Here is a 14122-nt window from a genome sequence, read left to right as displayed (position 1 = left end):
ACCCGCTCCTTTAAACCCGTTCAAGAATAACCGCAATGCCCTGACCCACACCGATACACATGGTCACCAACGCATAACGTCCACCCGTTTGCTCCAGCTGACGAACCGCTGTCAGTGCGATACGGCCACCACTGGCACCCAGCGGATGCCCCAGTGCAATTGCGCCACCATTGGGGTTCAGGCGAGGATCTTCAGGATCGATACCCAACTCCTGAACACAACCCAGCACCTGAGCGGCAAAGGCTTCGTTAATCTCGATAACATCCATATCGGCCAGAGATAATCCCGCACGCTCCAGAGCTTTACGGGAGGCAGGAACCGGTCCAAGGCCCATAACCCGTGGTTCAACACCCGCTACAGCGGTGGATACCACACGGGCGCGGGGTCTGATGCCAAACTGCTCCTGAATCGATTGATCACCTATCAGCAGCGCTGAGGCACCATCATTAATACCTGACGCATTACCGGCAGTAACCACACCGCCCTCAAAAAGCGTACGCAAACCGGCCAGTTTCTCTAAACCGGTTTCCGGGCGCGGATGTTCGTCGGTATCGATCGTAACGGTTTTATTGCGCCCTACTGTAACGTCAATCGGCAGAATCTCTTCTTTAAAGAAGCCGCGTTCAAAGGCTTGCTGATATTTCTGTTGCGAGCCATAGGCAAAGGCATCACAGGCCTCACGGCTTAACCCCAACTGGGCGGCAACATTGTCAGCGGTCTGAGGCATCGAGTGATTACCATAGACTTCAGTAATCTTCTTGTTGGTAAAACGAGGGCCAATCGTTGTATCCGCCAGCACCTGGCTACGGTCAAATGCCTGAGTCGATTTCGATAATACCAGGGGGGCACGACTCATGGACTCAACGCCACCGGCAACAAAAAGACGCCCCTCATTGCAGCGCACAGCACGGGATGTATCAATCAGGGCAGCCAGAGCAGAACCACAAAGGCGATTAACCGTCAGCCCCGCTGTCGTTACCGGTAAACCGGCCTGCAAGCCAGCAAAGCGGGCAACATTACGACTATCTTCACCGGCCTGATTTGAACAGCCGGCAACAACATCTTCTACCAGCGCGGCATCCACACCGGTGCGGACCAGCAGTTCTTTGATGGCTGCGGCCAGCAGGTCATCAGGACGGACAGAAGAAAGGCCACCGTTAAAGCGACCAAAAGGGGTTCGTATTCCATCGTAAATAAAAGCATCCAACATAAATCACCTATTTCGCATACCGGAATTAACTTTCAATCTACATGCTAAGAAATCAAAAATAAATAAAAAATCTCACTCAATCAGAATAAAAAGTCTCATATTTCTATAGATAGCTATTCTAAGAATCTGAAATAGAGATGCTTCTGGCTGATTACATTTTTAATTTTTAGTTTTGCATAGCGGTACATGATTTTGCTAGCATGGATTTCAACAAAATAAAAACAAGGTTATGAGGACCTGAAAATGCTTATCCCTCACGAAGAGATCATGGGTAGTCATTCAGAAACTGTGGTTAAGAATTTGCCGGAAAGAATGAGTCATGCCGTGTTGCGCCATGCTCTGAGTCATCCTGACAATATCTGTACCGTGGAAGAGCAGCGCTCGATGACCTACGGCGAATTAGCGGCTGCCGTTGAAGAAGCCAAACGTTTCCTGCAGGCGCATCAGGTGAGAGGAGGTGACCGGGTTCTGCTGGTAGCAGAGAACAGCCTTGTACTGCTGACCTTTATGATGGCCACCAGTGAGCTGGATGCCTGGGCGGTTCCGGTTAATTCACGCCTGACGGATTATGAGATTCAGAATATCTTTGATGACTGCAAACCAAGGCTTGTGATTTACACAACGGAGGTTTCTCAGACCGCTGAGCAGCACGCAAAGGCCATGGGTCATACACTGCAGACTCAATTATCCTCCGGCACCTTTATTCATTCCCCAACACTGGAAGCCACTCCTGAAGTGGTACAGGCATCCGGCAAAGAGCAGGTCTTCGCGCTGATCTACACCTCAGGTACAACCGGCAAACCCAAGGGAGTGATGCTGACCCACAGTAATGTGTTGTTTGCTTCAGCATTATCCGGCCGAATCCGCCATCTTGACGAGCACAGCTATGTTTTCGCGGCCCTGCCGATGTCCCATTCCTTTGGTCTGACATCCTGCTGCCTGGCAACCTTGCTGTATGGTGGCGCACTGTATTTTGAGCCTAAATTCTCCGCTCAGAAATGCCTGAAAACCCTGGTAGATCAGAAAGTGACCATCTTCATGGGGGTTCCTCCCATGTACAGCAGCCTGATTGATGAGATTAAACGTCAGGGGATCAACACCCATGAACTTAACCTGACCTACCTCTTTATTGGCGGGGCTTCTCTGGATATGGAGACCAAACGCTATATCGAGGGGGTATTCGGTATGGTATTGCACAACGGCTATGGCCTGACGGAAACCAGCCCTACCGTATCGGCACTGCGCTATAACACCCAGTTGAATAACCTCTCCTGTGGCCGACCAATCCCAGGGATCGAAATTAAGTTATTAGCGGAAAACGGGCAGGAAGTTCAAACCGGTGACGTAGGGGAACTCTGGACCCGAGGCCCCCATGTGATGAAAGGCTATTATAATAAGCCGGAGATGACCGCAGCGGTTCTGATGGATGACGGCTGGCTGAATACTCAGGATCTGGCCCGGCTGGATGAAGACGGCAATCTCTACATTGTCGGTCGCACAAAAGAGCTGATTATCCGTTCCGGCTTTAATGTTTATCCGGCTGAAGTTGAGGCGGCAATCAATGAACACGACTCGGTGATTCAGTCCGCTGTGGTGGGTGTCACCGAAGACCATAATGAGGTTGTGATCGCTTTTGTTCAGATGTCTGAAGGCCAAAGTCTGTCACAGGATGAACTGCGGGTATTCTGTAAAGAGCGCCTGTCCCCTTACAAGGTACCGGCCCGCTTTATATTTCTGGATCATTTCCCCGCCAGCGGATCAGGAAAAATCCTGAAAAACCAATTAAAAACAATGGCAGAAGAACTCTGCAGTTCCTCTACCCATTAATCAGACAATCTCCGGAATGCCATGAACCCGTCGCTGCTCAGACCTGCTCCTGTTTTTCTGATCCTTGCATTTTTGAGCAGCGCTCTCTCGCTGTATCAGCATGAGCACAGCATCCTGCTAACAGCCTTTGCGGCTTACATGGCCTATTCCCTGATCTGCATACGAAGCTTCTCCCCGGTGAAGCTTGCCTTGCTGCTGGTCAGTCTGACGATCTATCTCTATTTCAGTGTGGTAACGCCGGAAGCCAGTCTGCGAATTGAAAAAAGCCTGGTTATTTTCTGCGCCTTTATTCTGGCAGCAACAACGCTGAAAATTGCGACGGTGAATATCAGTTCATTGCAGGAGCTGCGTGAGATCATCGCGGAAATGGGGCGCAATAAACAGAAGACATCTGTGGCTATCGCCAGTCTTGGCTCCGGAACCTTCATTAGTTTTGGCGCTATCCCTCTGATCTACAACCTGTTCAACAGCAACCGGGATCTGGCGCTACCGATCCAGAGGGGCTTCTCTCTGATCCCGATGATCTCGCCTTTTTCTGTGACCTTTGTACTGATGACCACCATGCTTTTTCCGGTGGACTTCAATACCGTCTTTGAACATGCGCTGCCGATTGTCAGCGTGTTCCTGGCGATCGCCATTCTGGACAGTATCCGACGGGATAAAACAGCCGCACCGGCTAAACGGGAACCCAGACAGGTCGACCACAAGCGACTCATGTTGTCCGCCTTCTACCTGATGAGCTGCGTCCTGATTATCGCCTTGGTGTATTTCGTCTCTGAGCTGCCGTTGTCTAAATCATTTATCCCCGCATCGATCCTGATACTGACAGCAACCGCGCTGCTTACCGGTAAGCAAAAAGCGATTCAGCAAGAGATCGTCAAGTCATCAGCAACCTTCCACAGCGAAGCCACCATTCTGTTATTTTCGGCCGCTATCGGAAGCCTGATTACCGAAGTAAACCGCCAGACCCAGTGGGTCGATCTGTCTCCGTATCTGCATAGCCCGATCATTACTCTGATCCTGCCGATAATCATCATAGGTGCCTCAGCTCTGGCGATATCACCTCTGATTACCGTCGCTATTCTGTGCAGCTTTATTGCCCCTTACGCCGACCAGATCACCAACAAAGAAGCCTTTTACCTGTGCATTACAGCCGGTTGGTCTCTGTCTATGTGCATCTCACCTATCTCGATCACCAACCTTCTGATCGCCCGTGAAACCGGTATTCCGGTACGGCAACTTTACCGAACAAACTACCTTTATTTATCACTATGTATTTTGGTCTTAACCCTAGTCAGCATCTTTGGATAACAGAATGAGCAAGTCAGCCAACAGTGGTTTTTTTGAAGATATGAATATTGAGATTCAGGAGTGGAATGAATCCTCAATCACCCTGCATTCTCAACTGGAGCCCAGATTCATCAACCGTCAGAATGTCGCCCACGGGGGGTATCTGTGCGCGTTAATGGATATTGCAGCGGCTATGGCCGGAACCTATTCCGAAGACAACAGCCGGTACGCCTCCACACTATCACTGAACAGCAACTTTATTGCGCCCGTTAAAGGCCGTTATATCAAAGTCTGCGCCAGCATGACCGGACGCGGTCGTAAAATCTTCTTCAGTGAAGTCCGGGCCTACGACGATGACGGCACCCTTGCGGCAACGGCACAGGGTACGCTGCGCTATCGTGGCGGTAGCGAGTAATTCCTTACATCCCACCTTCCCTCTGACAGGCATGGCACGCCATGCCTTCTTTTATTTCGGTATAACCTGTATTTTTCAGCCCCCCGCCAAAGCTGTTCAGACGGTCTTGCTGCCCAAAGCATCCTGCCGTTTAAACCATTCCGCCGTTCAAATCATCCAGTGCCTGTTCTGTCTGCCCCAAAGTTGTCCCGGCAAACCTGAGCGCCTAAAAGGTTATCCGTCATTGCTCCGAATATCAGCCAGGATCGGAAGGCACCTCAACGCCTTGAAGCGGCTGAGAACTGGTGACAAAACCACAATGAGAAAACAGTCAGAGAAAGAGAAAAGGGGGTGGGGGTGGGAAGGGACAGAAGGAGAAGGAACCAGCGAACAGCTGAGGGATAAAAAGGGCTTTTGACCGTGCCAAAAAAAACCCTGCCTTTAACAAGGCAGGGCGAGCCCTAAGATGCTGAAGAAAGGGTTCGAAAATTAAAATGATGTGTTCGGTAACAACAGGGATATAGCCGGGAAGGCGATCAGGGCGATCAGCACCAACAGGTCTATCGCCAGGAAGCGCATCACCCCCATAAAGATCTCGCCAACCTCAACCCGTCCGCGGATCACACTTCCGATCACAAACACATTAAGGCCAACCGGAGGCGTGATCAGACTGATTTCCAGCAGCTTAACCACCACCACACCGAACCAGATCAGATTCAGGCCATAACCTTCCACCATAGGAATCAGAAACGGCAGGGTCAGCACCAGAATACCCAGCGGGTCCAGAAACATACCCAGCACCAGATAAATAACGGCAATCATGGCCAGCAGCAACCACAGCGACAGATCCATCTGCGTAATCATCTCCGCGATGGATGGCGCAATCCCGGTCAGAGCAATAAAGCCAACAAAGATCTTGGCACCTGCCGCAATAAAGAAGATAGATGTCGTTTGCAGGCAAGTCTCCTTTACCGAATCGAGAAATTTCGCCCAATTCAGTTTCTTCTGCTTAATGCCCACCAAAATAGCGATGGTGGTGCTCACACCGGCAGCCTCTGTGGCGGTAAAGAAACCACTGTAGATACCACCAATGATGATCAGAAACAGAAACACCACTGGCCAGCAATCCAGCGCCACCTTAAGACGGCTTTCGTGGCGGTCAGACTCAATAGCAGGCGCATCTGATGGCTTACGCTTCACCCAGATAAAAATCACCAGGATATAGGCCAGCAGGGATAAAATCCCCGGCAGTACACCCGCCAGAAAGAGCTTGTTGATCGATACTTCGGTAAAAATGCCGTAGATAATAAAAAGTACACTTGGTGGAATCAAAGAGCCCAATGTTCCACCCACAGCCACTGACGAACTGGCTAACTTTTTGTTATAGCCTGCATCCAGCATTTCCGGAACACAGATGCGCCCCATAGCCGATGCACAAGCCATACTTGAACCGGTAATCGCCGAGAAACCCGCGCAACCAAATACCGAAGCCATTGCCACACCACCGGGCAGCTTCAGTAACCAAACACGGGCTGCTTTATAGATATCACCGGTCATTCCGGTGTGATACGCAATATGTCCCAGCAGGATAAAGAGCGGGATCATACTCAGATCATAAGAGTGCACCAGCTCATAGGTATTACCTGCAATCATAGACAGCGTTGGCCTTAAAGCCCGTTCAACATCCATCCCTTTATTGATAAAGAAGATAAAGATGAAGAGCGATGAAACCCCTGCCAGAGTGAAAGAGATCGGAACGCGAATAGCCAGTAAAAGCAGTGCACAAAGAAACCCAATGCCACCTAATATAATGGGGTCCATCGATCAACTCTCCTCAATTCTGTCATCAGAATCAGTGCGGGCAGCGAGGTAGTTCACATCATTCAAATAAGCCGCCTTCAGGTCCTGAAAAAAGATAATAACTAACCGGATATAGAACAGAGCAAAGCCGACAAAAAAGGCTAAACGGCCCGGCCATTCAGGCAGCTCAAGTTCTCCGAAAAAATAGGCACCGCTGGACATCGCATGACTGAAAGATCCCCAGGCTGCGAAAGCCACCAGAAACATCGGGAAAAGAACAATGAACGAGCCAAACGCCAAAATAACAAGCCGAAGACGACGACTCAGAAGCTTAAATAAAAAGTCGATGGCAATGTGGTGATACTTGGCCGTGACATACGCCAGTGGCAGAAACACACCACCCACCATCAATTCACCCACAATCGTGACGACATCAGGCACACCGGTATTAAAGAAATTTCTCAGTAAAACCGTCAGCGTGATCATCACACCCAAAGCAACAATGCAAAAACCCGCAACATATAAAAAGAGTTCTTCTATTTTCTTCAGCATAAGGCCTCCTCGAAGACCCCTTCCCTGGGGTCACTACAATTAGCGTTCCCAGGGATAGCCTGAGGTTTCTTTCTCATGCTTATACTTGGCGACCAGGTCCTGATACTTTTTAAGCAGGCGCTCACCATCAAGTCTGGAAGCGTTTGCTTTTTGTACCCAATCCTGAAAATAGGTGTTGCTCTGGTCGATCAGTGTTTTACTGACAGATGCCGGTAACTCGTTAGAGATCATTCCGTTCTGTACCAGTTTCTTCTCACCGGCAATATCATTAGCAATGACATTGCGACCATGATGATTGGCAAAATCGGCTGAAACCTCACTCAGAACCTTACGCTGCGAAGGACTCAGACTCTTGTAAACATCATTGTTGATATAGATGCCCAGACCCGAGAAGATCCCCCAGTTGAGCTTGGTGATATATTTGGCAACTTCGTCATGCTTAAGCGCAGCAGAAGCGCTCAGATAAGTTTGCGCGCAATCAATCAGACCGGTATCCAGCCCCTGATAGACCTTATAAACCGACATGTTGACCTGACTGGCACCGTTATCCCCCAGAACATGTCCGTAAACACCGATCCCACGAAGTTTTTTGCCATCCAGATCAGATAACGACGTAATCGGCTGATCTTTACAGATCAGGTTAACCTGGCCCACACTGTAGGAGGTCAGCAAGTGCAAATTCTGACGCGCCAGCTGTTTCTCGACCTGACCGTCTCTTACGAATTCATTAATGGCTTGAATACCAACCCAAGGGTCCTGATTGTCAAATGGCAGATCTCCGATTCCGGTCGATATCAGCTCACGAGGGAAATACCCCTGAATGATACTACCCATATCAGCCACGCCTGTACTGATCGCCTGACGTGCAGCCTTAGCTTTAAACAGTGCTCCCCCCCACTGAATATCAATTTTCAGATCGCCGCCGGAACGCTGCTCTACCTGATCAGCAAACCACTGAACATCTGCAGCCCGGGCACCACGGTTGGGTGCGGGCTCACCAAAGGTAAGCGTGGTCGCAGCCTGAGCGGTGCCCACCAGAGACGTTAACAGAACACCTGCAAGGCACTTTTTGAAGAATTTCATTGCCGTACTCCATTTTGTTGTTATTTTTATTTCGCATTGCGAAATACTATACCGCGATAAACATGTTAGACTTTACATAACGGACTTGCTTATCGCAACTCTTAAATTGCAGGATGAAACTGCCGACCGAAATGTGAACTTCACTTTCTACAGGCGAAGCTCGTGAGCATTAAAAGTAAGAAGAGTGAGCCTTTTTCTGCAAAAAAATGGCCCATCTATATTAGAAGAAGTGCTAAAAGCAGTATTCACGGGCCCTTTAACGATAGGCTTCTATAATTAAAGCCCACAAAATGTATAATGAAACACAGTTTTGCAGACTACCTCGCACCTGATCACTCAAACGAAAGTGTGCAACTCGATCAGAGCAGCAGCGACGGTCATAAAGGCAATAAAAGCGAACAGTTCGGAATGGCGGAGCACTATGCAGGAATTTTTTGATTATCAGAGCGGTAAATCCAAAGAAGATAAAGACCGGAAGTTTGTCGAAGCACTGGCAAGGGGTCTGGAAATTCTAAGGGCATTTGGCCAAAAAGGTGGCGTACTGGGAAATCAGGATATTGCCGCTATTACAGGTCTGCCAAAACCCACTGTATCGCGCCTGACTTACACACTGACAAAGCTGGGTTATCTGACCTATTCACCCAGCCTTGAGAAATATCAGCTGGACTCAGGCGTACTCGCCTTAGGCAGTGCCTACACCAACCAGCTTCAGGTACGTCAGGTTGCGCAACCCTATATGGATGCGATGGCGAAAAGAGCACAGGTATCCATTGGCTTAGCAACCCGGGAAAGGCTCTCAATGATCTTTGTTGCCTACAGCCGCAGCGATGATGCTCAGTCTCTGCGGGTTGAAGTCGGTTCTTTATTACCTATGGCAACCAGCGCTATTGGTCGCGCTTTTCTGGCCATGATTACTCAGGAAGAGCGAGAGTTCTTTATGTCCTACATCCAGAAAAAGGATGAAGAGAACTGGCCTGAGATAAAAGCAGGTATTGATGCAGCCATCGAGGAATACCGCGAAAAAGGTTACACCTCAGCCTATGGTGTCTGGGACCGGAACGTTAACTCCGTTGCCGTTCCGCTGAAACTTCGGGATGACAAGATCGTCTGCCTCAGTTGTGGTGGTCCTTCCTATATATTCAGTAAAGAGCATCTTGAGAATGTTCTTGCCCCTCAGCTGATCCACCTTGGCCGGGATATTATGGGTGCCGGTGTCTAAGGCATCTTTGCACCAGCGCTGACTGAAGTGACAACAACATAAAGGGCCATGGGTTAAAACCCATGGCCCTTTATGCATAACCTTTGTCAGTTCAGGTTCTTACGCCTTAGCCGCTTCCAGTACCTTAGCAATCGCCTCACCCAGCTTCGCCATACCCTCACGAATATCGGACTCAGGGATGATCAGCGACGGTGCAAAACGCAGTACGTTAGGACCAGCAACCAGCATCATCAGACCTTCAGCACGAGCTGCCGCCAGGAACTCACCGGCTTTACCGTGCCACGCTTCGATCAGTTCAGCACCAATCAGCAGACCACTGCCACGGACTTCTTTGAAGATACTGAAACGCTCGTTCAGCTTGTTCAGCTCTTCACTGAAGATCGCATTACGGGTTGCCACACCGGACAACACCTCTGGGGTGTTAATGATATCCAACGCTTTTTCAGCCACAGCACACGCCAGCGGGTTACCGCCATAGGTGCTGCCGTGAGTACCAAAGCCCAGACTTGGTGCCACTTTATCGCTGCACAGCATCGCACCGATCGGGAAACCACCACCCAGAGCTTTCGCTGTTGCCATCACATCCGGAACAACACCGCTTTCCATGTAAGCGTACAGGTGACCGGTACGACCCACGCCGGTTTGCACTTCATCAAATACCAGCAGAGCATTGTGCTCGTCACACAGCTCACGAACACCTTTCAGAAACTCAACATTACCGGGTACGACACCACCCTCGCCTTGTGTTGGCTCAAGCACCACACCACAGGTTTTATCGGAGATCAGAGCTTTCAGAGAGTCCAGGTTGTTAAATTCTGCATGCGCAATCGCACCCGGAGCTGGTTCAAAACCTTCGCGGTATTTCGGCTGACCACCCACAGAAACGGTGAACAGGGTACGGCCATGGAAACCCTGTTTGAAGGAGATAATCTCGTTCTTTTCAGGGCCAAAGTTGTCATATGCGTATTTACGGATCAGCTTGAACGCTGCTTCATTGGCTTCTGCACCGGAGTTACAGAAGAAAACTTTGTCGGCAAACGTCGCATCAGTCAGTTTCTTCGCCAGACGCAGAGCTGGCTCATTAGTAAATACGTTACTCAGGTGCCACAGCTTATCCGCCTGAGCTTTCAACGTTGCAACCAGCTCAGGGTGACAGTGACCCAGCGCATTTACGGCGATACCACCGGCAAAATCGATGTACTCGTTGTTGTCCTGATCCCAAATGCGAGAACCTTCTCCGCGCACCGGTACCATCTGCTGCGGGTTATAGTTGGGTACCATTACGTCATCGAACAGTGCGCGGGTTACGTTTTGTGTTGTCATCTCTGTCTCTACCTCGTTAACCCCTTGACCCTGAACGCCTTAATGTTGGTCGCGATCCCGGGCGGGGCTGTTTATCGTTTCTTGCGTAGTTGCTGTTAAGAGCACCTGGTTATTACAAACAAACCGGCAGTCTGCGGAGCCATCTCTGCCATGCCTTTCATCAATCTACGCCTTAATCTGTGTCATCGGCACCTTTGCTTCAGCCTCGAATGAAACAGGCTATGCTGAAAAGATCGCCTAGCGGCAAAACACTTTTCCATAACGGACTGCTTCTGAGAGCGGAGAGGTCCGGAAAACCTGTTATTACAGTATCGGTAAAACCGGCTCGGGATTACATAGCCGGATTTGTTATAGCGCGACACAAACTTGCTCTAAGTTGACATTTCGTCATCTGCAAGCAGTTATCAGGCCGATAAACCGTTATTCTAAGTGCCATCCAATGTTCTGCTAAAGCTCACCTAAACATTCTGTCTGGGACAAATATTCAGGAGATAACCCCGTTGCAACCTGGTCAGTCAGCACGCCCAACAAGCACAACAAAAGAACGCGGCAAGACAAAAGCCAAGCGCTACGGCTTTCTGCTGGTGCCTAACTTCTCCTTAATCGCCTTTTCTTCAGCGATTGAGCCGTTGCGTATGGCGAACTGGATTACCGGTGAAGAGCTTTATGAAACCACGCTGATCAGCCACGACGGTGAAGCCGTTGCCAGTAGTTTTGGCGTACAAACACTGGTGGACCACAGTCTGGATGATCTGCCGGAACTGGACGCTATTTTTGTCTGCGGTGCCAGCCCCATTGCCCGAACAGGCAATGATGCCATTATCGCTTGGTTACGTCAGCAGCGCAGTAATCAAATTGCTATTGGGGGTATCGGCACAGGCTCTTACATTCTTGCCTGTGCGGGCTTATTGAATAATCACAAAGCAACCATTCACTGGTGGGATATCGACAGTTTGCGGGAAGACTTTCCTCATACACAGGTCACCAACAACCTGTTCGAGATCGATAACAAACGCTACACCTGTAGCGGGGGTACCGCCGCAATGGATATGATGCTGTTTCTGATCCGTCAGCAGCATGGTATGGATCTGGCGGCTTCTATTTCGGAACAGTTCGTTTGCGAACGTATGCGAACCGGCGATGACCCGCAACGTATTCCGCTGAAAACCCGTATCGGTGTCAGCCAACCAAAACTGATCGAAGCCGTTCAGCTGATCGAAGCGAATATTGAAGAGCCACTCAGCGCTGATGATCTGGCCCGCCATGTGGGTGTATCACGCCGCCATCTGGAACGCCTTTTCAAAAAACACCTGCAAACCGTGCCGTCCAAATACTATCTGGAACTGCGATTGGAACACGCCCGCAAATTGTTGCGTCAAACGGACAAACCGATTCTTCAGGTAGGGCTCTCCTGCGGCTTTGCCAGTGCCTCCTATTTCAGTACCGCCTACCGCAACCACTACGGTCTGACACCAAGGGAAGAACGCAAACGTCTGCAGGAGCAGGAAGCCAACACCAATCCGCACCCCGTGGTTACCCAGCACTCTCAGCTGATCTGATTGGCAACGCCTATACCGTTACCTCGAACCGGCTTTACCTCGACAGAATGGAGCAGATCCTCTACATTTGGCCTTTCGTAATCGCTCACCCCATTTTTCTTCGACTCAAAAGGATCTGTCGTGTTGCGCGCGCCTACCTCACTGCTTATTCCTATACTGGCCCTGACGACGCTATTAACCGGCTGCGTTGCCACCCAGCCCAAGGCCAACCTCACCTATAGCATTGAACAGATTCCGTTCCGGGACGACAACTTTAAAGCCTGTGTTCTGGAACAAGGTATCTCTGATCCCGCAAAAATCATTCAGCTGGACTGTAGCCTGAGAAACATTCAGTCCGCCGATGAGCTGTTTTATTTCCCGAATCTTGAGCAACTAGATCTGGGGCTGAACGAGATCAGCTGGCTGGATTTGAGAGCTAACACCAAGCTGAAGAGTCTGAAGGTATTCCCAAGCAGTTATCTGAAAGCCGCCAAGTTCAGCCAATATCCTCAGCTGACTCATCTGTCGCTGGATGGTCTTGATGGCGAAATTGCCGTCGATGCCTTTTCCGCGATGCCCGATCTGGAAGAGGTCACTCTGGGTTTTGAGGATCTGGCCGCACTCAAACTCAAACAGCCGGATCTGAAGAAACTGAGTTTTATCAGCACCAAAGCGCTGAAAAAACTGACGCTCTACACGCCATCCTTGGAAGACCTTTATATTGACCGCTCCCAGCTGAACTGGCTGGATCTGAGCAATACGCAGAACCTGGTCAACCTTGAAGTGCGTAAAACACCGCTGCAGAAACTAACTCTCGGCGAACTACCAAGGCTGAAAAAACTCTGGCTGCAGGAAGGCCAGCTGACCGAGGTTAAGCTGGGTACAGCGCCTCAACTGGAGCAACTGGTGATCAGTCGTCATCAGCTTAAATCCATCGACCTGAGTCGGGCGCCGAACCTTAAGGAAGTGGATCTGGACAATAACCAGCTGACGGACCTGGATCTGAACGCTCAACGTGACCTGACCCGTCTTTACGTGAAGAACAATCCGCTGCCGGATCTGTATAAAACTCTCGGCAACAGTAGTCTTTTCCTGTACTGCATCGATGCCAATACACTGGACTACACCGTTGAGGTCTTCAGCCTGAACTGTCGCGCAGGTAGCGACCTGAAAGCCGATGCGTTTAAACCACTGATAAACCTGCGCAAGCTCAACCTGCGACTGTCAGAAGGTGTCAATAAACTGAACCTCCGTTCACTCACCGGGCTGGAAGAACTCGACATCCGCAGTCACAAAAAAGCCCTGCGACAGATCACCCTGCCGGAAAGCCACTACCTGGAAACGATCCGACTGGGCGAAAACCAACTGACACGGATTAACCTGCCTAACTTACCCAAACTGAAGTTGCTCAGTCTGCCGGACAATCAACTGAAGGATTTTATCCTGCCGAATCAACCGGCACTGAAAGAACTGATTCTGACCCGGAATCCTCTGAAACAAGTCGCGTTAGCACCTCAGCCCAATCTGGAAACGCTGTACATCAATCAGACACCGCTGAAAATACTGACACTGACCGAACAGCCCAAGCTGAGCCAACTCATTCTGAGTAACAGCAAGCTTCAGCAACTTGAGCTGGATCTGCCTGCCCTGAAACAGTTGGACCTGAGCGGCAACCCGGAGCTGAAACCCGATGGCCAGCGCTACAGCCGACCAACCCGCCAATCACTAAAACTGCCCATCAATCCGGCCCCCAGAAAAGAAGTACCTGAAACTTAAACAGCACCCAACATTTTACGAGCGCCTTAAATAAGAAAAGCCAGCATCAACGCTGGCTTTTCTTATTTAAGGCCGACTTAGAATGAGCCGGACAGATGCGGGTCAGATAT

Annotated in this window: 11 protein-coding genes; 6 read left to right on the top strand and 5 right to left on the bottom strand. The window is 50.0% G+C overall.

The window, feature by feature from the left end; genetic code table 11:
• Positions 1–10 precede the first annotated feature (10 nt).
• Positions 11–1210, bottom strand: coding sequence for a 3-oxoadipyl-CoA thiolase (locus AC4GL5_RS05720; RefSeq protein ID WP_490381829.1), 1200 nt, complete (start codon positions 1208–1210; stop codon positions 11–13).
• A 243-nt stretch (positions 1211–1453) separates the two neighbouring features.
• On the opposite strand from AC4GL5_RS05720, the gene AC4GL5_RS05715 reads away from it, so the two are divergent.
• The 3 genes from AC4GL5_RS05715 to AC4GL5_RS05705 are packed head-to-tail and all read left to right on the top strand — an operon-like array spanning position 1454 to position 4742.
• Positions 1454–3037 (top strand): class I adenylate-forming enzyme family protein, encoded by a 1584-nt coding sequence (locus AC4GL5_RS05715; RefSeq protein ID WP_490381828.1) that lies wholly within the window; start codon positions 1454–1456, stop codon positions 3035–3037.
• Positions 3038–3058: 21 nt separating this feature from the next.
• Complete coding sequence (locus AC4GL5_RS05710; protein WP_490381827.1) at positions 3059–4348, top strand: hypothetical protein; 1290 nt, start codon at positions 3059–3061, stop codon at positions 4346–4348.
• Positions 4349–4352: 4 nt separating this feature from the next.
• Positions 4353–4742: a PaaI family thioesterase gene (locus AC4GL5_RS05705; protein ID WP_490381826.1), complete on the top strand. Its 390-nt coding sequence runs from the start codon at positions 4353–4355 to the stop codon at positions 4740–4742.
• Between the two features lie 468 nt (positions 4743–5210).
• Here AC4GL5_RS05705 and AC4GL5_RS05700 read toward each other — a convergent pair whose 3' ends face one another.
• From AC4GL5_RS05700 to AC4GL5_RS05690, 3 genes are read right to left on the bottom strand one after another with little or no spacing between them, the layout of a single operon-like run.
• Positions 5211–6542, bottom strand: a complete 1332-nt coding sequence (locus AC4GL5_RS05700; protein ID WP_490381825.1) for a TRAP transporter large permease — start codon at positions 6540–6542, stop codon at positions 5211–5213.
• Between the two features lie 3 nt (positions 6543–6545).
• Entirely contained in the window at positions 6546–7073 is a 528-nt protein-coding gene (locus AC4GL5_RS05695) for a TRAP transporter small permease (protein ID WP_490381824.1), read from the bottom strand.
• 39 nt (positions 7074–7112) lie between these two features.
• Positions 7113–8156 carry a C4-dicarboxylate TRAP transporter substrate-binding protein gene (locus AC4GL5_RS05690; protein ID WP_490381823.1) on the bottom strand — a complete coding sequence of 348 codons (1044 nt, stop codon included), beginning with the start codon at positions 8154–8156 and terminating at the stop codon, positions 7113–7115.
• 421 nt (positions 8157–8577) lie between these two features.
• On the opposite strand from AC4GL5_RS05690, the gene AC4GL5_RS05685 reads away from it, so the two are divergent.
• Positions 8578–9375, top strand: a complete 798-nt coding sequence (locus AC4GL5_RS05685; protein WP_490381822.1) for an IclR family transcriptional regulator — start codon at positions 8578–8580, stop codon at positions 9373–9375.
• A 99-nt stretch (positions 9376–9474) separates the two neighbouring features.
• On the opposite strand, the gene AC4GL5_RS05680 is transcribed toward AC4GL5_RS05685, so the two are convergent.
• Positions 9475–10698, bottom strand: a complete 1224-nt coding sequence (locus AC4GL5_RS05680; RefSeq protein WP_490381821.1) for an aspartate aminotransferase family protein — start codon at positions 10696–10698, stop codon at positions 9475–9477.
• Between the two features lie 500 nt (positions 10699–11198).
• On the opposite strand from AC4GL5_RS05680, the gene AC4GL5_RS05675 reads away from it, so the two are divergent.
• On the top strand, positions 11199–12257 hold the full coding sequence (locus tag AC4GL5_RS05675; protein ID WP_490381820.1) for a GlxA family transcriptional regulator: 1059 nt from the start codon (positions 11199–11201) through the stop codon (positions 12255–12257).
• Between the two features lie 120 nt (positions 12258–12377).
• Complete coding sequence (locus AC4GL5_RS05670) at positions 12378–14012, top strand: leucine-rich repeat domain-containing protein (RefSeq protein WP_490381819.1); 1635 nt, start codon at positions 12378–12380, stop codon at positions 14010–14012.
• Positions 14013–14122: the final 110 nt, after the last annotated feature.

It is taken from the genome of Oceanospirillum sp., from assembly GCF_982874595.1.
This window is presented reverse-complemented; position numbering and strand designations above follow the sequence as displayed.

Bases quoted from the DNA above. Each gene is read 5' to 3' on its own strand.
- AC4GL5_RS05710 (WP_490381827.1), top strand. From the start codon at position 3,059: ATGAACCCGTCGCTGCTCAGACCTGCTCCTGTTTTTCTGATCCTTGCA.
- AC4GL5_RS05705 (WP_490381826.1), top strand. From the start codon at position 4,353: ATGAGCAAGTCAGCCAACAGTGGTTTTTTTGAAGATATGAATATTGAG.
- AC4GL5_RS05680 (WP_490381821.1), bottom strand. From the start codon at position 10,698: ATGACAACACAAAACGTAACCCGCGCACTGTTCGATGACGTAATGGTA.
- AC4GL5_RS05695 (WP_490381824.1), bottom strand. From the start codon at position 7,073: ATGCTGAAGAAAATAGAAGAACTCTTTTTATATGTTGCGGGTTTTTGC.
- AC4GL5_RS05685 (WP_490381822.1), top strand. From the start codon at position 8,578: ATGCAGGAATTTTTTGATTATCAGAGCGGTAAATCCAAAGAAGATAAA.
- AC4GL5_RS05715 (WP_490381828.1), top strand. From the start codon at position 1,454: ATGCTTATCCCTCACGAAGAGATCATGGGTAGTCATTCAGAAACTGTG.
- AC4GL5_RS05690 (WP_490381823.1), bottom strand. From the start codon at position 8,156: ATGAAATTCTTCAAAAAGTGCCTTGCAGGTGTTCTGTTAACGTCTCTG.
- AC4GL5_RS05720 (WP_490381829.1), bottom strand. From the start codon at position 1,210: ATGTTGGATGCTTTTATTTACGATGGAATACGAACCCCTTTTGGTCGC.
- AC4GL5_RS05700 (WP_490381825.1), bottom strand. From the start codon at position 6,542: ATGGACCCCATTATATTAGGTGGCATTGGGTTTCTTTGTGCACTGCTT.